The sequence below is a fragment of the Syntrophorhabdus sp. genome, from assembly GCA_012719415.1.
In the GTDB taxonomy this organism is placed as follows: domain Bacteria; phylum Desulfobacterota; class Syntrophorhabdia; order Syntrophorhabdales; family Syntrophorhabdaceae; genus Delta-02.
This window is the reverse complement of record JAAYAK010000133.1, coordinates 1-24,271: the sequence shown is the minus strand read 5'-3', so window position 1 is coordinate 24,271 and position 24,271 is coordinate 1. Positions and strand designations below refer to the sequence as shown.

At 58.7% G+C, this 24,271-nt stretch carries 27 protein-coding genes; 17 read left to right on the top strand and 10 right to left on the bottom strand.

Annotated features, from left to right (window positions below; genetic code table 11):
* The first annotated feature begins 91 nt into the window (after positions 1-91).
* From GXX82_08350 to GXX82_08320, 7 genes are all read left to right on the top strand, one after another.
* Positions 92-889, top strand: a complete 798-nt coding sequence (locus tag GXX82_08350) for a PAC2 family protein (GenBank protein ID NLT23042.1) — start codon at positions 92-94, stop codon at positions 887-889.
* A 339-nt stretch (positions 890-1,228) separates the two neighbouring features.
* Positions 1,229-2,050, top strand: a complete 822-nt coding sequence (locus tag GXX82_08345) for an ABC transporter permease (protein NLT23041.1) — start codon at positions 1,229-1,231, stop codon at positions 2,048-2,050.
* 8 nt (positions 2,051-2,058) lie between these two features.
* The gene (locus GXX82_08340; GenBank protein ID NLT23040.1) at positions 2,059-3,309 is read left to right on the top strand and encodes an ATP-binding cassette domain-containing protein; all 1,251 of its coding nucleotides are present in this window, start codon (positions 2,059-2,061) and stop codon (positions 3,307-3,309) included.
* A complete protein-coding gene (gene mlaD, locus GXX82_08335) occupies positions 3,306-3,794 on the top strand; it encodes an outer membrane lipid asymmetry maintenance protein MlaD (GenBank protein ID NLT23039.1) in 489 nt (162 codons plus the stop codon). Before GXX82_08340 ends, mlaD begins: the two co-directional genes overlap by 4 nt.
* Positions 3,795-3,809: 15 nt before the next feature.
* Complete coding sequence (locus GXX82_08330) at positions 3,810-4,400, top strand: ABC transporter substrate-binding protein (GenBank protein ID NLT23038.1); 591 nt, start codon at positions 3,810-3,812, stop codon at positions 4,398-4,400.
* Positions 4,397-5,428 (top strand): VacJ family lipoprotein, encoded by a 1,032-nt coding sequence (locus tag GXX82_08325; protein ID NLT23037.1) that lies wholly within the window; start codon positions 4,397-4,399, stop codon positions 5,426-5,428. The genes GXX82_08330 and GXX82_08325 overlap by 4 nt, the downstream gene beginning before the upstream one ends.
* Before the next feature lie 158 nt (positions 5,429-5,586).
* Positions 5,587-6,234 (top strand): hypothetical protein, encoded by a 648-nt coding sequence (locus GXX82_08320; GenBank protein NLT23036.1) that lies wholly within the window; start codon positions 5,587-5,589, stop codon positions 6,232-6,234.
* A 22-nt stretch (positions 6,235-6,256) separates the two neighbouring features.
* Here GXX82_08320 and GXX82_08315 read toward each other — a convergent pair whose 3' ends face one another.
* Both GXX82_08315 and GXX82_08310 read right to left on the bottom strand, forming a co-directional pair.
* A complete protein-coding gene (locus GXX82_08315) occupies positions 6,257-6,520 on the bottom strand; it encodes a type II toxin-antitoxin system RelE/ParE family toxin (GenBank protein ID NLT23035.1) in 264 nt (87 codons plus the stop codon).
* A gap of 3 nt (positions 6,521-6,523) precedes the next feature.
* Positions 6,524-6,748, bottom strand: coding sequence for a CopG family transcriptional regulator (locus tag GXX82_08310; protein ID NLT23034.1), 225 nt, complete (start codon positions 6,746-6,748; stop codon positions 6,524-6,526).
* Between the two features lie 202 nt (positions 6,749-6,950).
* Between GXX82_08310 and GXX82_08305 the strand changes: the two genes are divergently transcribed.
* On the top strand, positions 6,951-8,123 hold the full coding sequence (locus GXX82_08305) for a putative C-S lyase (protein ID NLT23033.1): 1,173 nt from the start codon (positions 6,951-6,953) through the stop codon (positions 8,121-8,123).
* 6 nt (positions 8,124-8,129) lie between these two features.
* Here the strand turns inward: GXX82_08305 and GXX82_08300 are convergent, their stop codons facing one another.
* The gene (locus GXX82_08300; GenBank protein ID NLT23032.1) at positions 8,130-9,068 is read right to left on the bottom strand and encodes a hypothetical protein; all 939 of its coding nucleotides are present in this window, start codon (positions 9,066-9,068) and stop codon (positions 8,130-8,132) included.
* A gap of 192 nt (positions 9,069-9,260) precedes the next feature.
* Between GXX82_08300 and GXX82_08295 the strand changes: the two genes are divergently transcribed.
* Complete coding sequence (locus GXX82_08295) at positions 9,261-9,509, top strand: ribbon-helix-helix protein, CopG family (GenBank protein NLT23031.1); 249 nt, start codon at positions 9,261-9,263, stop codon at positions 9,507-9,509.
* The gene (locus GXX82_08290) at positions 9,506-9,910 is read left to right on the top strand and encodes a putative toxin-antitoxin system toxin component, PIN family (GenBank protein ID NLT23030.1); all 405 of its coding nucleotides are present in this window, start codon (positions 9,506-9,508) and stop codon (positions 9,908-9,910) included. The genes GXX82_08295 and GXX82_08290 overlap by 4 nt, the downstream gene beginning before the upstream one ends.
* 83 nt (positions 9,911-9,993) lie before the next feature.
* Here the strand turns inward: GXX82_08290 and GXX82_08285 are convergent, their stop codons facing one another.
* From GXX82_08285 to GXX82_08255, 7 genes are read right to left on the bottom strand one after another with little or no spacing between them, the layout of a single operon-like run.
* Positions 9,994-11,115 (bottom strand): ABC transporter permease, encoded by a 1,122-nt coding sequence (locus GXX82_08285; protein ID NLT23029.1) that lies wholly within the window; start codon positions 11,113-11,115, stop codon positions 9,994-9,996.
* A 1-nt stretch (position 11,116) separates the two neighbouring features.
* Positions 11,117-12,226 carry an ABC transporter permease gene (locus tag GXX82_08280; GenBank protein ID NLT23028.1) on the bottom strand — a complete coding sequence of 370 codons (1,110 nt, stop codon included), beginning with the start codon at positions 12,224-12,226 and terminating at the stop codon, positions 11,117-11,119.
* Positions 12,226-13,164: an ABC transporter ATP-binding protein gene (locus GXX82_08275; protein NLT23027.1), complete on the bottom strand. Its 939-nt coding sequence runs from the start codon at positions 13,162-13,164 to the stop codon at positions 12,226-12,228. The genes GXX82_08280 and GXX82_08275 overlap by 1 nt, the downstream gene beginning before the upstream one ends.
* 4 nt (positions 13,165-13,168) lie before the next feature.
* Positions 13,169-14,119 (bottom strand): ABC transporter ATP-binding protein, encoded by a 951-nt coding sequence (locus GXX82_08270; GenBank protein NLT23026.1) that lies wholly within the window; start codon positions 14,117-14,119, stop codon positions 13,169-13,171.
* Entirely contained in the window at positions 14,116-15,108 is a 993-nt protein-coding gene (locus tag GXX82_08265) for an HlyD family efflux transporter periplasmic adaptor subunit (GenBank protein NLT23025.1), read from the bottom strand. Before GXX82_08265 ends, GXX82_08270 begins: the two co-directional genes overlap by 4 nt.
* Positions 15,105-16,499: a TolC family protein gene (locus tag GXX82_08260; protein NLT23024.1), complete on the bottom strand. Its 1,395-nt coding sequence runs from the start codon at positions 16,497-16,499 to the stop codon at positions 15,105-15,107. Before GXX82_08260 ends, GXX82_08265 begins: the two co-directional genes overlap by 4 nt.
* Positions 16,496-17,140, bottom strand: a complete 645-nt coding sequence (locus GXX82_08255; GenBank protein NLT23023.1) for a CerR family C-terminal domain-containing protein — start codon at positions 17,138-17,140, stop codon at positions 16,496-16,498. Before GXX82_08255 ends, GXX82_08260 begins: the two co-directional genes overlap by 4 nt.
* 412 nt (positions 17,141-17,552) lie before the next feature.
* On the opposite strand from GXX82_08255, the gene GXX82_08250 reads away from it, so the two are divergent.
* The 7 genes from GXX82_08250 to GXX82_08220 all read left to right on the top strand — a co-directional run.
* Positions 17,553-18,119, top strand: coding sequence for a 4Fe-4S dicluster domain-containing protein (locus tag GXX82_08250; protein NLT23022.1), 567 nt, complete (start codon positions 17,553-17,555; stop codon positions 18,117-18,119).
* Positions 18,112-19,080 (top strand): heterodisulfide reductase subunit B, encoded by a 969-nt coding sequence (locus GXX82_08245; protein NLT23021.1) that lies wholly within the window; start codon positions 18,112-18,114, stop codon positions 19,078-19,080. The genes GXX82_08250 and GXX82_08245 overlap by 8 nt, the downstream gene beginning before the upstream one ends.
* A 13-nt stretch (positions 19,081-19,093) precedes the next feature.
* Positions 19,094-21,055: a CoB--CoM heterodisulfide reductase iron-sulfur subunit A family protein gene (locus GXX82_08240; protein NLT23020.1), complete on the top strand. Its 1,962-nt coding sequence runs from the start codon at positions 19,094-19,096 to the stop codon at positions 21,053-21,055.
* Positions 21,043-21,459, top strand: coding sequence for a hydrogenase iron-sulfur subunit (locus GXX82_08235; protein NLT23019.1), 417 nt, complete (start codon positions 21,043-21,045; stop codon positions 21,457-21,459). The genes GXX82_08240 and GXX82_08235 overlap by 13 nt, the downstream gene beginning before the upstream one ends.
* Positions 21,460-21,471: 12 nt before the next feature.
* Positions 21,472-22,422: a 4Fe-4S ferredoxin gene (locus tag GXX82_08230; protein ID NLT23018.1), complete on the top strand. Its 951-nt coding sequence runs from the start codon at positions 21,472-21,474 to the stop codon at positions 22,420-22,422.
* Entirely contained in the window at positions 22,422-23,507 is a 1,086-nt protein-coding gene (locus tag GXX82_08225) for a hydrogenase (GenBank protein ID NLT23017.1), read from the top strand. The genes GXX82_08230 and GXX82_08225 overlap by 1 nt, the downstream gene beginning before the upstream one ends.
* Positions 23,508-23,516: 9 nt before the next feature.
* Positions 23,517-24,271 (top strand): hydrogenase (locus tag GXX82_08220; GenBank protein ID NLT23016.1); only part of this gene is annotated, 755 nt, incomplete at its 3' end.

Here is a 24,271-nt window from a genome sequence, read left to right as displayed (position 1 = left end):
TATCGTGAGAATAGGCGGGTTTGATCTTATTGATCCTGTTCCGGAATTGAATGCCCCTTACGTGCTGGCAACTTTGCGGCCCTGGATAGATGTGAATAATGTGGGGAGCCTCGTCCTCAGGGAGCTTGTGGGTCAGTTCGGGGCCTTCGAGCTGGGGCAGCTCAGGAGGCCGGGGAGGTTCTACGATTTTACCCGGTACCGGCCTACCATAGATATCGAGGGGGCCATAAACGAGCTCACCGTGCCGAACACGACGGTCCACTATGCCCGGAGGAAGGGACAGAACGACCTTGTTTTCCTCGATCTTCTTGAGCCCCACGCCAATGCCGATATCTACGTCGATTCCGTCGTGAGGCTTCTTACGACCCTCAAGACGAGCAAATATGTCCTCCTGGGAAGCATGTACGACGTGGTGCCCCACACGAGGCCGCTGCTCGTGAGCGGATACGGGATGGGCGAAAAGGCGCTCCAGGATGTGAGGATGGCGGGCGCCATGCCCATCACGTACCGGGGACCTTCCACCTTTGCCAATCTCATAACGAAAAAGGCGGCGGAGGCGGGCATCGACGCGGTGGTCTTTATCGTTTCCCTGCCCCAGTATGTTGTAATGGAAGAGGACCACGTGGGGAAGGTCAGGCTGATGGAAGTTCTCAACATGCTCTATAACATTCCCATCGACAAGGAGGAGTTCGAGAAGGCGCTGCGTCAGCGCGAGACCATCACAGAGAGGCTCAAGGCCTCCCCTGAGGTGGCGGACGTCCTCTCCCAGCTCGAGAACACCTACGACATGCGGGTGAAGGCAATGGAGAAGGAGGGCATCCTCCAGCTTGGCTCCGACATGGAAGAGATCTTCTGGAAGACCATGGAGAAGAACATAGGGAAGGCCTGATCCCGTCCGAAGGCTGCGAGGCGCGGGTCGGGGTAACGCCATCCACGATCATCTTCCACCGGCCGTTCTCTCCCGTGACCGGCCTTCGCCGTCATGTACAGCCTTGTCGGGCCGCACCGGCGTGCCGCATCCCGGAAGAAGAATGGATGTGACGAAAATCTTGACAAAAGGACGTTGGACATGGTCTTGAAATGTTTGCGCATTAGTTGACAGTGCGGGTCCTGTTGCTTATAATGGCTGAACGGGGACAAGGAAGTATCTGCCTGCCATAGTGCGGTGACCGGTCATTGTTGGACCGGGATAGAGAACGGGCTTTTTCGCTTGGGTTGCGGGGACGATATGAAGGAACGGGAGGAGATAAAGGAACCTGTGAATGCCCTTGTCTCTTTTTTCTCTGTGGTAGGCCGCTCAACCATGCGCATTGTCGGGAATTTCGGCGCCATGGCCGTCTTCTTCTTCCTTGCCTTTGTCAACATCTTCAGGGCGAGACAGATACGTGAGATCACGAACCAGACCTACTACATCGGAGCGAAATCGTCCCTGATCGTGATGCTTGTGGCCCTCTTCACGGGCATGGTGCTGGGCCTTCAACTTTTTTACACCCTCGTGAAGTTCGGTTCCGTGGGTGCCCTCGGGTCGGCCATTTCCCTTTCTCTCGTTCGGGAGTTGGGGCCGGTTCTGACTGCCATCATGATAACGGCGCGGGCCGGTTCGGCGATGGCCGCCGAGATCGGGATACTGCGCAATTCGGAGCAGATCGACGCGCTCTACACGATGGGAGTCGATCCCATCCGATACCTGATCAGCCCCAGGGTGGCTGCTTCCATCATCAGTTTTCCCCTGCTCACGGCGTTTTTCGACCTCATAGGCATCATCGGCGGGTATATCACGGGCGTCGTCCTCCTGGGGACCAACGCGGGGACGTATTTCTACCGCGTGCAGTCCTCCATCGACATGGTGGATATCCGGGGGGGTTTCATGAAGGCCCTCGTGTTTGGTGCCATCGTCTCCTGCATCTGCTGTTTTCAGGGGTATTTCTGCCACATGAGGAGTGACGGGTTCGGCGCGAAATCGGTAGGTTTGGCCACGGTATCGGCGGTTGTGATCTCCTGCGTGATGATCCTCGTTTCCGACTACGTGGTGACATCATTCCTGATGTAAGGACGAATATGGACACCCCTCTCATAGAGTTCAGGAACGTTACGAAGCGGTTCAACGGCAGGACGGTGCTGAACGACGTCAACCTGAGCATCTACGAGAACCAGGTCACCACGATCATCGGCAAGAGCGGCACCGGCAAGAGCGTGCTCCTCAAGCACATCATCGGCCTCCTCAAGCCTGACGAAGGCACCATCCTCTTCCAGGGCACCCCCATCAACAAAATGAAGAAGGCCGAGTGGGAAGGACACAGGCACAAGATAGCCTACCTGTTCCAGAACAACGCTCTCCTCGACTCGATGACCGTGCTCGAGAACGTCGCCTTTCCCCTGCGTCAGACAACGGACCTGCCGAAGGCGGAGATAGAGAAGCGGGCGATGAAGAGGATAGAGGACCTGGAGCTCCTGGAGGCGGTCGGAAAATTCCCGTCGGAGCTGTCGGGGGGCATGCAGAAACGGGTGGCCCTGGCACGCGCGCTTGTCACCGACCCCCAGATAGTCCTTTTCGACGAGCCGACGACAGGTCAGGACCCCATCCGGAAGAACATGATCCTGAGCATGATCATTCACTACAGGAAGAAATACGGTTTCACGGCCATCATGATAAGCCACGACATCCCGGATGTGTTCTTCATTTCCGACCGCGTCATCATCCTCTGGGAAGGGGGCGTGGGTTTCGAGGGGCCTTACGAGGAGGCCCTCAAGCAGAACGTCCCCATGATCGACGAATTCCTGCGGAGCCTCGACGGTTTCGAGGACCAGCTGACTGGCCTTCTCTCCCGGGAGGCCTTCAAGATGCATTATTCCGGGATGTTGGGGAGCGCTGCCAGGGAGACGACCTCTTCCGCGGCGCTTTTCGGCGTTCGTCTCAACATCCTTTACGAGGCGCTTGGGGCGCAGGCCGCGCTGGAGGCCTTGAGGGCCCTGGGAGAGTACACCAACCGGTATTTCAACGCCATCGGCGGTTTCTCGGCCCGCCACAGCAGGGACGAGATATTGACCATATTCCCCCGCAAGACCATAGAGGAGGCCCGTAAGCTGGTCGAGGACTATTCCCTGGAACTGGAACACGGCGTCATAGACCACATACGGGATATCGCGTCCGCGAACGCCGGCGAGGCCACCTGTTTCGATATCCACATCCATGCCGGGGTCACGGAGGTCTCCCCCGACGACACGATAGACGAGATAATCGAGAAGGGCCGGGCGAAGCAGGAGATCATATCAACATACCGGTGTGATTTTGGAGGTAAGGACCAATGAAAAAGTATTCCATAGAGACGACGGTGGGCATCTTCATAGTGGCCGGTCTCATCTGCATCGGCTATATGACCGTGAAACTCGGGAATGTATCGCTCTTCGGAGAGAAGAGCTATCCCCTCAAGGCCCGCTTCACCTCCGTCGCGGGGTTGAGGGTGGGAAGCTCCGTCGAGGTGTACGGCATCCAGGTGGGCACGGTGACGAGCCTTACCATCGACCAGGAGAAGCAGATGGGCGTGGTGGGGATGAAGATAGACAAGGGGACGGTCATCTACGACGATGCGTCGGCCATCGTTAAGACCGCGGGTCTTATCGGCGATAAGTACGTAAAGGTGGACCCCGGGGGATCGGGAGAGGTCCTGAAACCAGGAGGGACGATCACCCAGACCTCCGTGCCGGCGGACATCGAAGACCTTATCGGCAAGTATGCCTTCGGGGATGTGAAGAAGCCTGCCGGTGAGGGCGAGCAACAGCAACCCGTTAAATGATCTAAGGAGGAGGAAGTGAGAAAAGCACTGGCCGGTCTGATGATATTCATCGTATCAATGGTACCTTTCCATGTTCTCGCGGGGTCGGCCCTGGATATGGTGAAGACGAACGCCAACAGCGTTCTTGACGTGCTCAGGGACCCGAAGCTCAAGGGGGATGCCGGCAAGAAGGTCAAGGAACAGAAGATAGAGGCCGCGGCAGAGAAACTCTTCGACTATGTCGAGCTTTCGAAGCGGACCCTGGGGCTCAACTGGAACAAGCTGAGCATGGACCAGCGCAAGGAGTTCGTCGAGCTTTTCAAGACACTCCTCAGGAACACCTATATAGACAGGATCACGGCCTACACCAACGAGAAGGTTGAGTTCGCAAAGGAAGTTCAGCTCACCGAGACCACGACGGAGGTGCAGAGCCTGGTCACGAAGGGCAATACCAAGGTGCCCATCAACTACAGGGTCATAAAGAAGGGCGGCGATTGGATGGTGTACGACGTCGTCATTGAGGGTGTAAGTCTCATCAGCAATTACCGCACGCAGTTCAGAGAGATCCTCGGAAACAATCCTCCGCAGGTGTTGATAGACACTCTCCGGAAAAGGGTAGGGAAATGATGGCGAAATGCCGCGCTGCCGCCGGGCAGACCCGAAACCGAATGTCCGTGACAGCCATGGGCGCGTTCTGCCTTGTCGTGGCGTTTCTTTTCTGCTGTCCCTTTCTCCATGCGGAAGAGGACGCCGCGGAGGTCGGCAAGATCACGATACGGGACCTTCAGGACGCCGGGGACAGGTCGGCACGACCTGTCGCTTACACCATGGCGGTCGGTGACACATCGTGGAGAGGCCTTCGGGCGGCCGAAGGCGAACCCGGAAACTTCTCTGCTTTCGCCGCCAGGCAGACGGCGTCCGATGAGTACGGTGACGTGAAGGCGGAGGATGTGGGCGAGGCAACCCCCGCCGCGCAAGGTTCCTCCGATCCCTATGGCGATGTAGTCACCGACGAGGGGGCCTCTGCCAGACCACGGCCCCAGATAGCCGATCCCCTGCGGCCCTTCAACGTGGCGATGTATCATTTCAACGACAAGCTCTACTTCTGGTTATGGAAACCCGCCTCCACGGGTTATTCCTATGTCGTGCCCCTGCCGTTCCGGAATCTTTTCAGAAACTTCTACCGCAACCTGACGGCCCCTGTCCGTATCCTGAATAACCTCTTTCAGGGCAAACCGGGCTATGCCGGGGAAGAGTTGGCGAAGCTCCTCATCAACTCCACCGTCGGCGTAGGGGGACTTCGTGACTGCGCCGATGAATGTTTCGGAATAAGGGGCCGCGATGCCGATTTCGGCCAGACCCTGGGCAAATGGGGTATGGGTCCCGGCTTTTATCTCGTATTGCCCTTTCTCGGCCCCTCCAGCCCCCGTGACGGGTTTGGTTTTCTCGTAGACTGGGCCATGAGGCCGCAGACGTACGTTGGGACGGAGTTCTTTGACTACCAGAACGTGGGTCTCTTCGCCCACGAGAAGATCAACAGCACATCGTTCCGTCTCGGTGAATACGAGGCCCTCAAGAATTCGGCTGTAGATCCCTACGTATCCATGCGGGACATCTACATCCAGTACCGCACGGACCTCATCGAGAACCGCTAGCGAGCCGCGGGGGATAAGGCGGCTTTCCTCATGATCATGCTCCGTTGCCCGCATCCCGGAAGCAACGTCGTCACGCCCCTGTCCCTGGCCGCCTGTCAGGCCGTATACTGTTCTCAGGTTCTTTATGAGCCGGGAACCCAAAAAACAGGGGGGCAGTCATGTCGCTATTGTTCATCCAGTACTGGGATGTCATTCAAGGCAGGGAGAAAGAGTATTCCGATTACCTGAACAACACCTATCTGGCTGAGATAACGACCCTCGGCCTTGTGCCCGTGGGGGGATATTTCGTCGAGGTCGGTTTTGGCCCGAGAACGATAACGGCGTTCTCGTCGGAGAGTCTCGAGGACATTTCCAGGATCATAACCGGCCAGGGGTTCCGGGACCTTGCCCTGGGCTTGAGAAGGTACGTGGCGAACTACAACAGCACCGTCCTCGAACCAGACGGCACGGTCAAGCTGGGGAGGTATCCCGTCCAGAAAGGGGTCTGGAAGTTCAATCAGTACTATGACCTGAGGCCCGACATGAAAGAGAGGTACGGGGACTTCATGACCAATGAATACCTTCCGGCAATGGCGAAGATCGACTACGTCACCGTAACGAACTGCTGGAACGTGGTTCTCGGCGGTTTCTGCGACATCATCCTCGAGATCACCTTCAAGGACCCCGAGGACATCGGGCACCTTCTCAAGAACAACGACCTCCAGAGGATCACCCGCAAGCTGATCCGGGAGTTCGTGACGAACTACACCAACCGCATACAGCGGACAACGAAATGGTTCAGCGATCCGAGATGGTTTAGAAGGTAGGGCCTCGTACACGGCCAGGGGGTCATCGATACACCTCCCGCCTGTGGCCGATGCGAACAACGAGGATCAGGAGTTCTCTCTCCTTCTTCTCGAAGATGATCCGGTAGTTTCCGACACGCAGCCTGTAGTATTCTTCGTCCGCGCCGGAAAGCCTGGTGATGTTGTTCTTGAGGATGTCGGGGTTCTCAGCCAGAATGAGGAGTTTTTCCTTTATGATCCTTTGGAAGGGGAAATCGATCCTCTTGAGGTCCTCCACGGCTTTGCCCAGGAACCGAAGGGTATACACGCCTCAGATACCGATCTCTTTCCAGACGTCTCTGGCATCGACGATCCTGTCCCGCCCTTCCTTGAGATCCTTCATTCTCTTTTGCGCAATCTTGAGGTCGAGAAGGTCAAAGTACACCATAAGGGCCTTCTCTATGACGGAGCTCTTCTTTTCCCCCAGTTCTCCCGCTACGGAATCGAGCTCCCGCGCAATATCTTCGGTCAGTGTTATATTGTGTCGTGTTTGCATGGTCACCTCTGAATACACATAATTATACACATATTTGGTGCAATGTCAAGAAAGGAGGTTCTCGTCACGCTGGCGGAGGTCGTTGCCTTTTAAAAGGAACTGCAAAATGGTAGAGTGAGGCAACGAGTCTCCCGGGCGGTGCCCTGCGCTGAGGGGAACGCGGGTCCATCGTGAAGAGGCCTGTTGATGACGGAGACGGAAGATGAGATATGACTTCGATAGGGTTGTAGAGCGGAAGGGCACGGACAGTATCAAGTGGCGAAGATATGGCGGCGAGGTCCTTCCCCTGTGGGTGGCGGACATGGACTTCGTCTCTCCCGAGCCGGTCGTCAGGGCCCTGCACGAACGGGTGGACCACCGGGTCTTTGGATACGGAGGGGCGACGGAGGAGTTCGTGGAGACCGTCCGGGAGAGGCTGAAAAGGCTCTACGGGTGGGACGTGCCAGGGGAGGAGATCATCCTCGTGCCCGGGGTGGTCACGGGTCTTAACCTGGCGTTCACCCTCTTCGCGGAGCCCGGAGAGGCCGTTCTCGTCCAGACACCGGTCTATTCGCACTTCATCGCCGACCCGGTGAACCGGGGACGCGCCGTCATCGGTCCTCCGCTGGTGAAGACGGGGGAAACGTATGAGATCGACTTCGACGCCTTCGAGGAAGCGATCACCGACAGGACGAGGATCTTTGTCCTGTGCAATCCCCACAACCCCGTCGGCCGCGTCTTCAGGAAGGATGAACTGGAAAGGCTTGCCCGCATCTGCCTTGACCGGGGTATCCTTATCTGCTCCGACGAGATCCACTGCGATCTTCTGTTCCCCGGCAACCGGCACATACCCATCGCCAGCCTCGGCAGCGAGGTGGCGGATTGCACCATCACCTTCATGTCGCCGAGCAAGACATTCAACCTGGCGGGCCTGAAGTGCTCCTTCGCTGTGATCAGGGACCCGGCATTACGCAAGGCCTGGCTTAAGGGCAGCGAAGGCCTTATCCCCCACGTGAACGTGCTGGGTGTCGCCGCGGCCCTCGCGGCTTACAGGGACGGAGCCGAGTGGCTTGACCAGTGCCTTGCCTACCTCGAGGGCAACAGAGACCTCCTCGCCCGTTACCTGGGCGAGAGGCTGCCTTCCCTCACGATGAGCCGCATGGAGGCCACCTACCTCGCCTGGATCGACTGCAGGGGGTCGGGGATAGGGGGAGACCCTTATCGTTTCTTTCTCGAGAAAGGGAGAGTGGCCCTCAACGACGGCCGGGAATACGGGAAGGGCGGAGAGGGATTTGTGAGGCTCAACTTCGCCTGCCCGAGACGGACCCTGACGGAGGCCCTGACGCGCATGGCCGATGCCGTGGAAAGGATGCATTCCCCGAAAGAGGGTGCCTGAAGGGGCCTATGAGAGCCGCATCCTGTTAAGGACCTTGCCGTTCGTCACATCGTAGAACCAGATGGCGATGATGTCCATGTACAGGTAATGATATCTCCCGAGATAGGTGCCGGGTCTTTCCGCCGTGGGTTTTCGGCTGATCTCCTCGTGTGACGTGTACGGCGCCGCGAGCCTGCCGACGAGGAGCGCCATGATGCCGCCCTCGATGCCCCGCGCTTCCTCGGCGGTGAGCCTCATCGCCGCTTCGATCATTTCTCCTCCCCGTTCCCTGTCGGCCTGACGGGACCCCTTGCCGTCCACCGGCGGGTGTACCCCGGGGGTCCTTTGTATCGGAAGCCCCCCCGCGTTGACGGCCACCACGGCGTATTCGCTGAACTTGATCTCCTCGATGGTCACCCGTGTTCCGTCCTGCCTGGTTATGCTGTACCTGTTGTCGAGCTGGGGCAGGTGCCTGACGACGAAGGCCTTTTTCGCGGGGTCCTCCCGGCCTGCCTCGAATGCGGGGGAGACGTTGCAGCTCACGTGGACGAGTCCGTCCTTCCCGTCACGGCGGACCTCTGCGGGGGTGATCCTCACGGCATAGACGCTGTCGAAATCCAGGGAATCCATGAGGGGAAGGGATATTTCCCGGGCCATTCTGACCTTGTGCTGCTCCTCTGTCTCCCCTGTTTCCCGAAGCGCCTGTTGCTTTCTCATCTCGATGCTGTTGTAAAGAAGCTCCGAGTTGTGCCCTGTGTACATGGGGGGAAGCCTGTCCACTTCCGGGTTGAACGGCTTTGTGTCATACACGGTGGAAAGAAAACCCCTTCCCGGCCCGCCGGGTCCACCCGGCCCGTGTACCCCACCGGGCCCTCCCTTGCCGGGACCCGAACAACCGGCAAAAAGAAGGACGAACAATGCGAGCACGGCAAACGCGGAAGACCGACTCTCCCGACGATATCTCATATTATCCCCTCTATCGTTCTGCCTATCATTCTGTTATCGCGTGCCTCCGATTGTCAACACCAAAAGGTGGTTTGACTGTTATGGTTACAAGATTCAGGAAACTATCACTGTCCGTCCGCACCCTGTTCGACTTGCCTTGACAATATACAATCCTTGTATGTATACTTGTACTGGCATCGAGGAGGGAATGGAATGATGAAAACGAGCACCGTTAACATATCCTTTTCAAAAGAACTCCTGGACCAGATAGACGAGACCGCCAGAAAGGAATGCAGGTCAAGGTCCGAGTTATTACGGGAGGCGGCCCGGATATATATCGACAGGAAGAAACGCTGGGATGTTATTTTCGGCCTCGCCGGAGGAGCGGCGAAGGATGCGGGCATGACCGAAGGTGACATCGACAGAGAGATCGCCCTTTACCGCAGGAATAAGACGAAGTGATGCGCCGGATCGTCGTCGACACCAACGTCATGGCATCGGCGCTTCTCTTCGGTGGCAATCCCCGGGAGGTTCTTCTCCAAGCGATACGGGGAGAGATCGGGTTGGGAATGTCGCCGGCCATGCTTTACGAGCTTCAGGGTGTTCTGTCGCGAAAGAAGTTCGGTCTTGCGGAACAGCTTGTCGAGACCGTGATGAATGAGGTAACGGGTCTCAGCGACATGGTCTTTCCCCGCAGAAGCGTATCGGTGATCGAAAGGGACCCCGATGACAATATGGTCCTTGAATGTGCCCTGGAATACAGGGCACAGGCGATCATTTCCGGCGACGAACACCTCCTGGCCCTCGCGGCCTTCGAAAACATCCCCATCCTCACACCCGCTCAATACCTCGAAACGAAATAAAGAAGGGTCCGGGCGTCACCCTCTTCTCATTACCCTGAAACCGTCCACGACCCTCAAACGGTTCAAGCGGCTCAAGCCGTTCTCTACCCCAACCGCTTCCTGAACCTCAGCGAGCTTGTGGCGACGACGGATGCGCCCAGGATGAAGAGGGCCGCGAACTGGGGCCACAGGACGGCCATGCCGCTGCCCTTGAGGAATATGTCCCGGATGATGACGAGGAAGTACCGCAGGGGATTGAGGTAGGTGATGAGCTGGACGGCGAGCGGCATGTTCTCTATGGGGAACATGAGGCCCGACAGGAGGATCGCCGGGGCGAAGAAAAGGAAGGTCGCCATCATTGCCTGCTGCTGGGTCCGGGAAATGGTGGAGATGAAGAGGCCGAATCCGAGGACGGAGAGGAGGTACACGGCGGTCGCAAGAACGAGAAGGGGAATGGAGCCCCGTATGGGCACGTCGAACCAGGCGACGCCGACGACGGTGACAAGGAACATGTCGAAGAACCCGATGACGGCGAAGGGGATGGTTTTTCCGAGAATGAGCTCGGAGGGGCGGATGGGCGTGACCATGAGCTGTTCCATGGTGCCGATCTCCCGTTCCCGGACGATGGCCATGGATGTGAGCAGGAGGCACACGAGGAGGACCATGATGGCGATGACCCCGGGCACGTTGTAGTTCCTGCTCCTCAAGTCCGCGTTGTACCAGGCACGGGGGCGCACGTCAAGGGAGCCGGGCGTCCCTGTGACCATCCGCATGGCGACGTCCCGGCCGTACCGGGAGACGATGGCGTCGGCATATCCCGCCGCGACAAGGGCGGTGTTCGAGTCCGAGCCGTCGATGAGTATCTGGACGGAGGCCGCGCGGCGTGCCTCGAGGTCCGACGTGAAACCCCGGTCGAAATTGAGGACCACCGTCGCCTTGCCCCGGTCGAGGAGGTCCCTGACCTCTTCGTCGGACGCGGCGAAGCGGACGATCCTGAAGTATCCCGACGCCTCGAAGCGGCGGGCGATCTCACGGGTGACCGACGTCTTGTCGAGGTCATGGACGGCCATGGGGATATTGGTGACATCCATGGTCACGGCATACCCGAAGACGATGAGCTGCAGGACGGGGGTCAGGAAGATGATGGGTTTCATCTTCCTGTCACGGAATATCTGGATGAATTCCTTGACGACCATGTGCTTGATGCGCCGGAGCGTGTCTCTCATGTCAGGCCACCTTTTTCTTGAACCTTTTCAGCGCCAGGGTGAAGACGATAGCGCCGAAAAGCGCAAGGAGCCCCATCTCGGCGAGAAGCATCCCGGCGGTGTTTGCCTTGAGGAATATCCCCTTGATGGCGGAGACGAAGTACCGGGCGGGTATGAGATAGGTGATGGCCTGCAGGGGCACGGGCATGTTCACAATGGAGAACATGAAACCCGACAGCAGGAGCGCCGGCAGATAGGACGTGATGACGGCGACCTGGCTTGCCGCCAGCTGCGATCTCGTCACGATCGACAGGAGGATACCCAGGCTGAGCCCCCCGAAGAGGAAGAGGGACGAGATGAACAGGAGGAGAAGGACACTCCCCTTGAGGGGCACCCCGAAGAGCGCCACGACGATCACGATGGACATGACGGTGTCGATGATGCCGATGGCGAAGTAGGGGGCCAGCTTCCCGACGACGAGTTCCGCCGGTTTCACGGGTGTGGAGATGAGCTGTTCCATCGTCCCGCGCTCCCATTCCCTGGCGATGGTGAGGGACGTGAGGAGGGCGGCGATGATGGCCATGATGACGGCGATGAGCCCCGGGACGATGAAATTGCGGGACTTCAGCTCCGGGTTGTACCAGACGCGGGGACGGACATCGATGACGGGTTCGAGTGAGGCAAGCCCGGCCCGCCGGGCGGCGAGCTCGAGGGCGCCGTTCAGGTACCCGAGGGCGATGGTGGCCGTGTTGGAGTCGCTCCCATCGACGATGACCTGGAATTGGGGATCACCCCCTGTCCGCGCGTATCTCGAAAAGTCTTCCGGTATGGAAAGGGCCACCCGGGCGCTGCCCTCGTCGAGGGCCCTGTCTATGAGCGCCGGGTCCTTCACATGGGCGACGACGGTGAAGTAACCCGAGACCTCGATGCCGCGGACGATCTCCCTCGAAAGGCTCGAGCCGTCCCTGTCGCAGACCACCGTCGTCAGACGGTCGACGTCCACGGTGATGGCGTACCCGAAAATGAAGAGCAGCATGACGGGCATGAAGAAGGCCAGCGCGAGGCTCAAAGGGTCCCGCCGGATCTGGATCGTCTCTTTCCTGGCTATTGCCCTCACACGGTTCGCGTTCATCATGAGAACGCCTCGATGAGGGACACGAAGACGTCCTCGAGGGAAGGGGGCACCACCGTGACATCGAGGACGGCAATGCCGGCGCTCTCGAGGCTTGAGCGGACGACCGGTATCGCCGTCGCGGCGTCGTCGACGGTGGCATGTATGACGTTGCCGAAGAGGGCCGCGTCGAAGCCTCTTTCACCGAGGACATCGAGGGCCTCCACGACGGCCGTCACGGACACCTCAAGGACGTCCTTCTCCATGTGCTCCTTTTTCATCACGTCCGGACGGCCCTCGGCGATGATCCTCCCCCTGTAGATGAGGGCGAGGCGGTCGCAATACTCGGCTTCGTCGAGGTAGTGGGTGGTCACGAAGACCGTTGTCCCCCGCGAAGACATCTCGTAGATGAGGTCCCAGAAGCGGCGCCGGGAGATGGGGTCGACACCGGAGGTGGGCTCGTCGAGGAATATGATGGGCGGTTCGTGGATGACGGCGCATCCCAGGGCGAGACGCTGCTTGAAGCCGCTTGCCATGGTGCGCGTGATGGCCGCGCGCTTGTCGGCGATGCCCGCCATCTCGAGGACCCATTCCTTGCGCTCCGCTTTCTTCTCGTCGGCTACGCCATAGATGCCGCTGAAGAAATCGATGTTCTCCTCGACGGTGAGGTCGTCGTAGAGGGAGAAGCGCTGGGACATGTAGCCGATATTCTTCTTTATCTCCTCTGATCGCTTCATGATGTCGAAACCGCCCACGGTGCCCGACCCCGCGGAGGGAAGGAGGAGCCCGCAGAGCATGCGGATGGTCGTGGACTTGCCTGCGCCGTTGGGCCCCAGGAACCCGAAGACCTCACCCCTGGCGACGGCAAGGTCGATACCGTCGACGGCCCGGAAAGTGCCGAAGGTCCTCGTGAGCCCGCTCACGGAAACGGCGATGTCCTGTCCCTGTGGTGCCGTCATGCTGTCACCTGTCGTTCATTCCGCTGCCGCGGGCACCTATCATGGTGAAGAAGATGTCCTCGATGGAGGGCGCTATCTCGCGGTGTCCACCGGTGGCGCAACCCCTGTCCGACAGCGTCCCTATAACGGCCTCCATGTCGCTCCTGTCCTTCAATCCGATGTGGAGCCTGTCACCGTACAGACCGACGCCCGTCACCCTTTCATCGTCCTTGATGACTCCCATGGTCTCATGGGCATTGTCGCACCAGATCTCGACCATGGGCATGGCGTGCCGTTCCTTGATCGCCGCCGGCGTGTCCTTTTCGAGGAGCCTGCCCTCGTAGATGAGACCCACCTCGGTGCACCGCTCGGCCTCATCGAGATAGGAGGTGGAGACGAAGACCGTCGTTCCCTCCTTGAGGAGCTCGTAGAGGATCTTCCAGAAGTCGCGGCGCGAGACGGGGTCGACGCCGTTCGTCGGCTCGTCGAGGAAGAGTATCTCCGGCGTGTGGATGAGGGCGCAGGCGAGGCCGAGCTTCTGCTTCATGCCGCCCGAGAGCTGCCCCGCCAGCCTGCCGGTGAAAGGGGTAAGACCGGAGAAGCCGAGGAGCCTGTCCATGCGGGCCGGGCGCCCGGCCTTCGGCACGTCGAAGATGTCGGCGTAAAAGGTCATGTTCTCCATGACCGTGAGGTCTTCGTAGAGTCCGAAGCGCTGAGGCATGTAGGCTATCCGTTCCTTGATCCTCTCGGAAGCCTTGTTTACGGGATACGATGCCACCCAGGCTTCGCCGGATGAAGGTTCCATGACCGCCGCGAGCAGTCTCATGAGAGTCGATTTCCCGGCGCCGTCGGGGCCGACGAGGCCGAAGAGCTCACCCTTGTGGACCTCGAGGGTGATCCCGTCGAGGGCCTTTACGTCCCCGAAGCTCTTGCTGAGGGATTCCGTGCGTATCGCCAGGGCATCTTCCGTCGTCATCTGAGGGAGATCCTCACGTCGGCGGGCATGCCGGCTTTCAGCTCCTGGTCCTTGTTCGTGACGGTGACCTTTACCCCGAAGACGAGCTTGACCCGCTCTTCCTGTGTCTGAACGTTCTTCGGAGTGAATTCGGCGTCGGAGGAGATGAACGTGACCGTGCCGTCGTAGGCCCGGTCCTTGTATGTGTCGACGGTGATCCTCGCTTTCTGGCCAAGCTTGACGAGGGCGAGCTTATCCTCCTTCACGTACACCTTGACCCAGGGGCGGTCGAGGTCGCCGATTGTGAACACGGCCGCGCCGGGCTGGACGATCTCCCCGAGCTCGACGTTCTTTCTGAAGACGACCCCCGATATGGGCGCGTAGAGCCGGGTATCGGCCAGTTTCTCTTCCGTGTTCGCAACGAGGGCCTCAAGCTGCTTCACCCGAAGCTCGGCGGCCCTGATGTCCTCCCTGCGCGGGCCTTCCTCGATGAGGCTCTGCTGCTGTTTGGCGCTCCTTAACTGTCCGAGGCGCGACTCGTAGGCGCTCTTTGCCGAATCGAAGCGCGATGCCGATATGGCCCCGTTCTCATAGAGGGTTTGGGCGCGCTCGAAATCCTTGCGAGCCCTCACGAGCTCCGCCTCGAGGGAGGCCGAGTCCGCCCGGGCCTTTACGATCTCCTGGCGACGTGAGCCTGCCTTCAACTCCGCAAGCTTCACCCTTGCCTCCTCCAGCGCGGCTTTGTTCTGGTCGACGAGGGTCCTCGCGTCGCCGCTCGAGAGCTCGGCGATAAGATCGCCTTCCTTCACGCGGGAACCTTCATCGACCGTGAGCGTCGCTATCTTGCCGGCGACTTTGAAGCCCACGTTGCATTCCGTCACCTCCACGTTGCCGGAAAGTTTCATCGTGCCGTCATTGCGGTTGCGGACATGGTTCGTGATCGCCACCGCGGCGACGATGACCGCGGCGACAATGACCGCCAGGGGAATGACTCTCTTCTTGGGGATCATTTCACTTCCTCCGTCATGGGTCTTCCGCCAGGTGTGCCGGGTACCCCGGGACCTTCGCCTGCCACCGGTGCGGGCAGGTCCATTGTTCCCATTGCCTTCTGGAGGGACACAACGGCAACGCGGCGGTCGAAGATGGCCTGGCAGTGGTCGGCCCGGGAGCGGATGAGGGCGGCCTCGGCATTGATGACGTCAGTGCTCGTGTTGTCACCCGACCTGTAGCGCAGATCCTCGATGCGAGCCTGTTCCTTTCCCGAAAGGACGGCCTTTTTCGAAACCGCGATGCGCTCGTCGGCGTCGGCGATCGAGGTTTCGGCTTCCTTGAGCTCCCGGGTTATCGCGAGGCGCAGGGCCCTTTGCTCCTCTTTTGCCTTCATGAGCTCCAGGCGCTCCCGGTCGACCTCCGCCCCGATGCGCCCGAAATCGAAGATCGGCAGAAAGAGACGCACGCCGACGCTCCAGTTCTCCTTGAAGGACATCCTGTCACCCGCCTTTCCACCATAGTCCCCGGCCCCGTAGATATCGGGCAGCCTTTTGCCCTGTGCGGAGGCTACACGCTCTTCCAGCATCTTCACCTTGGTCTGCGCCGCCTTGTAGTCCGGCCGCGCGGCGAGGGCGGCCGTGAGGTCGGCCTTCGCGACAGCGAAATTGACGGACCGGCTGTCGTCGAAGATGATGACGGGGTCGCCGGGGTCGTCCATGCCTATAAGGGTCTTCAGGAGCTCCCTGGTGTTGGCGATCGAGTTCCTCGTCTGTATCCTTCTCTCCATGGCGGCCCCCAGTTCCGTGTCGGCCTTGAGAAGGTCGAGCTTCGGCGCCGTCCCCGCCTTGAGAGCCGATTCCACGTCCCTGCGGTGAGACTCGAGGCCCTTCACCTGGGCGTCGCAGGCGCCGAGCAGTTCATGGAGCTGGGCGAGCTTGCAGTAGACCGCGGTGACATTGTATATGAGCTCGTGAAGGTTGCGGGTATGGAAGTCCCGGGCCATGGACCTTTTGAGCTCGGCGATCGCGACGCCTCTCACGAGGCGCCCGCCCTTGAAAAGGGGCACGGAGAAGGTGGCAAAACCGTCATAGATGTCTCTCTCGAAATCGGGCAGATCGCTCGCCAGCATGGGCAGACCGGTTATCACAATCGGTGTGAGCGGGGCAGGGTAGCGGTAGCGCGTGTATCCTCCCGTGAGGTCGATCCGGGGCATCCTGTCCGCCTGTGCGGCCCGTATGCCCTCGCCCTCTATCTCCACGTTCCGCTGTGTCATCCTGAGGGCGGGGTTGTGCTTCACGGCATAGGCAAGGAGCGAGGAAAGGGTGAAAGGCTCCTCACCCGCGACGGCTCCCGGGACAAAGAGAATGGCCGCGAGGACCTTAACGATGAAGAGGCGTGTGATCCATGTCATGACGATGCTCCTTCCCGGTTGTGTCCTATGCTGACAAGCGCCGCGAGCGAAAAGCGGCAGATATGGGCGGCTATGTCGGCCATATCCATGGAGTCCACCCGGTCCGGCCCGATGAGCCTCCTGAGGACGGGCCGGGCATAGAGGAAATACAGGCACTGGCCGACGATGCTGGCTGAGCAGTAGAGCACCGTGTCGCTCGCCGGGTCGCGTCCGGTGATGGGGCCGACAAGTGCCGTGATGAGATGGAAAATGGGCCGTGCCGTCTCTTCCACGATGACATCGAGGGCGGCGGTGGGTTCGGAGAATTCCCGTGCCATGAGCCTTCCGAACCGCGATTCGACTCCCCCGTCGAGGATGCGGAAGACGAAGGCGCGGATGAAACCTTCGAGCCGCTTCTCGGGTTCATCGGCCTCGGATGTCCCCAGTTCCCCGGGGTATTTCGCGAAGGCCACATCCTTCCAATACCGGAGCGTCTCCAGGTAGAGGTTGTCCTTGCTCTGAAAATGGTAGTTGATGGCGGCGATGTTCACGCCTGCCCGCGCGCTGATCTGCCTGACGGTTGTCTGGCGGAACCCTGAGTCGGCGAAGATCTCTCCGGCCGCCTCGAGGATCCGCTGCCGTGTGTTCGGTCTATCGATCAATTCCGGTCCACCGTTTCATGTTAAACAATAGTTTCATACAAGCATTTTAAACAAACGTTCAATATTGTCAAGAAAATTTTTTCACAACATCCTTGTGAAGAGAATTACATGCTCTGCTGAAAAAGCCCCTGTGTTATCAACAGGATGAGAGGGGTTAACAAAAGGAGTATTCATTATCCTGAATGGTTGGCGCGTCAAATATGTATTGACAAGGAAAATCCAATTAGTGTTAAATACCAAAAGGTTTTAAGGGGTATAGTTCATTGATAAGCAGTCTGGTTCTGTTGGTTCACTAATAGTGTTCACTATAGTGAATATATTTTCCGGAGCAGTCATTGGAGAGTTCACGGGCACAATTCGACTTATGATAAACGGGCTCACTGCTGCCGGCTCTAAAGGTTGGTTAATCTGAATGGACACGATCAATTTAACTGAAAAAACCGATTGGGCTTTCATCGAAGAGGTGAAGAACGAGAGCGGCCAGAACCCATCGCTGTGCTATCAGTGCGGGAACTGTACCGCCGGGTGTCCCTACACCCAGTACTTCGACTATCCGGTGAGCATGGTCATGCGTCTTCTGCAGGCCGGACAGAAGGAGACGATCCTCACCTCCAAAGCGATATGGCTCTGCGCCACCTGCGAGACATGCACCACGCGATGTCCCTGCGAGATCGACGTGGCCCATATCATGGACACGCTGAGGATCATGGCCCGACGCGAGGGCAAGGTCTCCGAGAAGGACGTTCAGCTTTTCTACGATTCATTCCTCGATTCAATGAAGAAGCACGGCAGGATCTTCGAGATGGGTATCCTCATGGGCTACAAGTTCAAATCGGGTCAGTTCATGGGCGATGCGGAGCTCGGGCCGAAGGTCATGAGCAAGGGCAAGATCAGCTTGTTCCCCAAGACGATAAAAGGCGCCGACAAAGTAGCTCAGATTTTCAATAGATTCCAGGAAAAGGCGAAAAAGCATGGCTGAGAAAGAATACGCATATTTCAGTGGTTGTTCGCTGGAAGGTACCGCGAAGGAGTACGACGAGTCGCTTCGGGCCGTCATGAAGGCCCTGGGAGTGAGCCTGGTGGAACCCGATGACTGGAGCTGCTGTGGCTCCACGCCGGCCCACACGGTGGATCACGTGTTCGCCGCGGCCCTTGCTGCACGGAACCTCACCCTCGTGGAGAAGATGAACAAGGACGTCCTGACGACCCCCTGTCCTTCCTGCCTTGTGGCGTTCAAGAAGGCCCAGTACAACATGTCGAGGGACGAGGCCTTCAAGGACGAGGTCAATGGACTTCTCGACGAGGCGTACAACTGTGGTGTCGAGTCCAAGTCTTCCCTGCAGATCATCTATGAAGACATCGGCTTGGACGCCATCGCTGCCAGGGTCACCCACATCATGCCGGACCTGAAGGTCGCACCGTACTACGGATGTATCCTCTCCAGGCCGCCCGAGATCGCTCAGTTCGATGATCCGGAGAACCCGGTTTCCATGGACAAGGTCCTGACGGCAGCCGGTATCCAGGTCCAGGATTTCGCCTTCAAGATGGAGTGTTGCGGGGCCGCCTTCGGCGTTCCGAAGCGGGAGATGGTGAACAGGCTTTCGGGCAAGGTGCTCGAGATGGCCATCGATGCCGGCGCGAATTGTATAGCCGTCGCGTGTCCGCTGTGCCAGCAGAACCTTGACCTTCGCCAGGAGCAGGTGAACAAGACGACGGGCTCGAACTACAACATCCCTGTCATCTACTTCACGCAGCTTCTGGGACTTGCCTACGGATTGTCGCCTAAGGAACTGGGTATGGATAAGGTGATCGTGAGCGCCGACAGCGTCACGCGCAGGATCACCAGGGAAGAATACGAGAAGATCAAAGCAGAGGAAGCAGCCGCGAAAAAGCCACAGAAGGCGAAGAAAGAGGCGGCCGCGGAAGAGACAAACAATTAAGGAGACCTGATCGATGCGGGTTGGTGTATTTATCTGCCATTGTGGAAGCAACATCGCGGGAACCGTTGATGTGGCGAAAGTGGCCGAAGAGGCCCGGAAGATGCCCGGCGTCGCCTATGCGACGGACTACATGTATACCTGTTCGGAGCCCGGACAGAAAGAGATCACGGATGCGATCGAGCAGCACAAGCTCGACAGGGTCGTGGTGGCGGCATGCTCGCCCCGTATGCACGAGAATACCTTCAGACGGACTGTCATGAAGGCGGGACTTAACCGCTACTTCTTCGAGCAGGCCAATATCCGTGAACACGTGTCCTGGATCAGCCTTGACAAAGAGGCCAACACGAGAAAGGCCATCGACGAGGTAAGGATGTCCGTGGCGAAGGTCATAAAGAACAAGCCGCTCTTCTCCTCGTCCTTCAAGATCAACAAGAGGGTCCTTGTCATCGGCGGCGGTGTGGCAGGCATGCAGGCCGCACTCGACTGCGCCGATGGCGGGCTTGAGGTCGTCATGGTCGAGAAGAGCCCCTCCATCGGCGGCATGATGGCGCGACTCGACAAGACCTTCCCCACCGTCGACTGTTCCATCTGTATCCTGGGGCCCAAGATGGTCGACGTGGCGCAGCACGACCTCATTAAACTTCACGCATACAGCGAGATAGCCGAGATCAAGGGCTATGTCGGCAACTACCAGGTAAAGATCCGGAAGAAACCGACCTATGTCGATTGGACGAAGTGCACGGGTTGCGGGCTCTGCATGGAGAAGTGTCCCACGAAGAACGCCTACGACCATTTCAACTTCGGCGCGGCGCCGACACGGGCCATCAACATCCCCTTCCCGCAGGCGATCCCGAAGAAGGCGACGATAGACCCCAACTTTTGCCGGCAGTTCACAAAGGGCAAGTGCGGGGTCTGCGCGAAGGTCTGTCCCACTGGCGCCATCAATTACGAAATGCAGGAAGAGTTCATTACCGAGGAGGTCGGGGCCATCATCACTGCAACAGGGTACGGCCTCATGGATATCGAAAGGCTCACCGAGTACGGTGGCGGACGGTATCCCGACGTCATCACCGGCATCCAGTACGAGCGGTTCCTCAACGCCTCCGGCCCGACATCGGGCCACATCATCAGGCCGTCGGACCACGAAGAGCCGAAGACAATCGTTTTCGTTTCCTGTGCGGGGTCCCGCGACAAGTCCCTGGGCGTTCCCTACTGCTCCAACTTTTGCTGCATGTACATCGCCAAACAGGCCATTCTGACGAAGGACCATATCCCCGATTCACAGTCCTACGTCTTCTACATGGACGTCAGGTCCCCGGGCAAGGGTTATGATGAGTTTACCCGCCGTGCCCAGGAAGAGTACGGCGCCAAGTATATCCGCGGCAGGGTGTCGCGTATCTACCCGAAGGGGAAGAAGATGGTGGTGAGGGGGGCGGATACGCTCCTCGGGACGCAGGTCGAGATCGAAGCCGATCTCGTTGTGCTCGGGACCGCGGTCGTTGCCGCACCGGGTGCAGCGCAGATGGCAGAGAAGCTCCATATCTCCTACGACACCTTCGGGTTCTATGTCGAGTCCCACCCGAAGTTGAGGCCCGTTGAAACGAACACGTCGGGTGTCTTCCTCGCCGGCGCCTGCCAGGGCCCGAAGGACATCCCGGCATCGGTTGGACAGGGATCCGCCGCCGCGGCAAAAGTCCTGTCTCTCTTCTCGAAGGACATGCTCGAATCCGACCCGGCCATCGCCCAGGTCAACCAGAATACGTGTGTGGGCTGTTTGAAGTGCCTTAAGACCTGTCCCTTCCAGGCGATCGTTGAAGACACCTTACGGAACGGGAAGAAGGTCGCAAAGGTCATCGAAACGGTCTGTGCCGGATGCGGTGTCTGCACATCCACCTGTCCCTGCGGTGCTATCCAGCTGCAGCATTTCACGGACAACCAGCTCTTAGCGGAGGTTAATGCAATATGTCAGAAGTAGCACCCAAAGAACTGCGGATCGTTGGTTTTCTCTGTAACTGGTGTTCCTACGGCGGCGCCGATACCGCGGGTGTGGGCAGGTTCAGGCAGCCCACGGACCTGAGGATCATCAGGGTTCCCTGCTCGGGTCGCGTCGACCCCATGTTCGTCGTGCGCGCCCTTCTGACGGGTGCCGACGGTGTTCTCGTCTCCGGATGCCATCCCAGGGATTGCCATTACACGGACGGCAATTTCTACGCGCGGCGCAGGCTGGAAATGCTCAAAAGGCTCCTGCCGTTCCTGGGCATCGACGGCAGGAGATTCCACTATACATGGGTTTCGGCCTCTGAAGGCGCGAAATGGCAACAGGTCGTAACGGACTTTACGAAACAGGTCCACGCGCTCGGCCCCATGCATCAAAAGTAAGGAGAAGGCAGATTGAGTACTCAGAAGCTTAAAGAGATCATCAAGCAGGTCCTCCCCGATGTGGAGACCGTCATATGCTGGCAGGAGGGTTTTGACAAGCTCAATGTGACGCCGATCTTCATAACGTCCCCCGAGCAGGCCGACAAGGTTGTGTGGAACCCCCTCTGTGCGCAGAACCTCGCGAGCTATCTCCCGTCACAGAAGAAGAAGGTGGCGGTCGCGGTGAAGGGCTGCGATTCGAGGACGATCGTCCAGTACATGCAGGAAGGCCTCATCGACAGGGACAATGTCGTCATCGTCGGGATCCCCTGCAAGGGCATCATCAGCAAAAAGAAGGTCCAGAAGGCGATCGGGAATGAGCCGGTGGAGGACGTGACCTTCACGGACGGTTCGGTAAAGGTGAAGACGCCGTCGGGCGAGAAGACCTTCGCGATAGCCGATGTCTGTCCCAGCAAGTGCGCATCATGCCAGTATCCGACCCCGGTTATCTACGACCACCTTACGGGGGACGCCATACAGTCCGACAAACCGGCGGAGAGTGTCTATGCCGATGTGGTGGAGCTGGAAGGGAAGACGCTCGAGGAGCGAAAGGCGTATTTCGAGAGCGAGTTCAGCAAGTGTATCCGTTGTTATGCCTGCCGGAACGCGTGCCCAATGTGCGTGTGCCAGGACAGCTGCATCGCCGAGACACGTGACCCGCACTGGATCACCCAGAAGCTCAGCCTCGACGAGAAGTTCATGTTCCACATGATCCACGCCCTTCATCTCGCGGGACGGTGCGTGGAGTGCGGGGAGTGTGAACGTGCGTGTCCCATGGAGATCCCCGTTGCGAAGCTGAAGAAGAAGATCAACAAAGAGATGAAGGAACTCTTCGACTATATCCCGGGAGTCAACCCCGAGGACAAGCCGCCGATGTACACCTTTAATGTTGACGAAGCTAAGATCAAGGAGCATAAACTCTAATGGCCGACAAAGGATACCTTCCGAAAGAGAAGATAAAGGAATTCGTCGAGGCCCTCGGTAAAGACGCGACCGTCTTTGCTCCGTGCCTCGAAGGGGACACGATCATCTTCCGTGAGTACACACCCGATAAGGAGATCTCCCTCGACCGGCCGGCTAACACGCCGCCGAAAGGGGCCATCTATCCCCAGTCCGAGACGCTGCTTTCCTTCGAGTTCAAGAAGGAGGCCGACAAACCCCAGAAAATGGACGTGGAGCTCAAGGTGAACACCGACTTCCCGAAGACGGTCGTTTTCGGCGGGCGTCCCTGCGATGCCAGGGGTTTCACGATCATCGACAGGGTCTTCATCGACACCGATACCGCAGATCCTTATTACAAAAAGCGCCGCGAGAACACCACCATCGTGACCAGGTGCTGCAACGGACCGGTGGCGGGCTGTTTCTGTGTCGGTGTGGGGGGCGGGCCTGCCGTGACCGAAGGGTCGGACGTGGTCATGACCGAGGTCGACGGTGGATACTACCTCGAGGCGGTGACGGACAAAGGCAAGGCCGTCATGTCGCTGCCGATGGTCCAGGACGGAGCCTCATACGAGGCGAAGGCGAAGGCAGCCAACGAAAAGGCGACTGCCGCGGTGAGAAATCCCTTCCCGGAGGGAGCGGACAAGATATCACCTGAGCTCTTCGACAGCGGGGACTTCTGGGGCCGGGTGGTCGAGAAGTGCCTCAGCTGCGGCGCCTGCACGTTCCTGTGCCCCACCTGCTACTGCTTCAACATCACCGACGAGCAGGCGGTCACCACGGGCGAGCGTGTAAGGTCGTGGGATTCCTGCATGTTCCAGCATTTCACCCTTGAGACAAGCGGGCACAACCCGAGGCCGGTGAAGAACAGGAGGTTCAGGAACCGCGTGGGACATAAATTCTACTATTACCCGGAGAAGTACGATGGTGCCATAGCCTGCACGGGCTGTGGAAGGTGCATTCGGTACTGTCCGGTGTCCGTGGATATCAGCGAGATCGTAGGGTACCTGAGAGACCCGAAGGCGGATCCGCAGGCTTGGGCCGCGGAAAAGAAAGACGCAAAGAATTAGGAGCGCGTGATGACAGGGAATGAGAATCCATACCTTCCTGAACTGGCGACAGTTACGAAGGTGATCGAAGAGACGCCAAACATAAAGTCCTTCCAGGTCGTGTTCAACGACGCGGAGAAGATGAAGAGCTTCACGTTCGAGCCGGGTCAGGTCGGGCAGCTCTCCGTTTTCGGTGTCGGCGAATCCACCTTCGTTATCAATTCCCCGCCGACGCGCATGGAATACCTCCAGTTCAGCGTCATGAAGGCCGGAGAGGTCACGACGGCCCTTCACGGGATCTATGAAGGCGACGTGATCGGTGTGAGGGCGCCTCTCGGCAACTGGTTTCCCTATAATGACATGAAGGGGAAGAACATCCTTTTCATCGGCGGCGGCATCGGGCTTGCCCCGCTTCGGACCCTTATCCTTTACATGCTCGATAACAGGGCGGATTACAAGGATATAACCATTATCTATGGATCGAGGACGCCCCCTGATCTGTGCTACAAGGACGAATTGAAGGAATGGGAAGAACGATCTGACGTGAACCTCATCCTCACCGTAGATAATGAATTTCCTGGATGGACGAAGAGAACGGGTTTCGTTCCCACCGTCCTCAAGGAAGAGGCGCCGAAGGCGGAGAACACGATAGCCATCACCTGCGGACCTCCCATCATGATAAAGTTTGTCCTCGAGGGGCTCGCGGGGCTCAATTTCCCCGATGAGAACATCATCACCACCCTGGAGGCGAGGATGAAATGCGGCATCGGCCTTTGCGGCCGCTG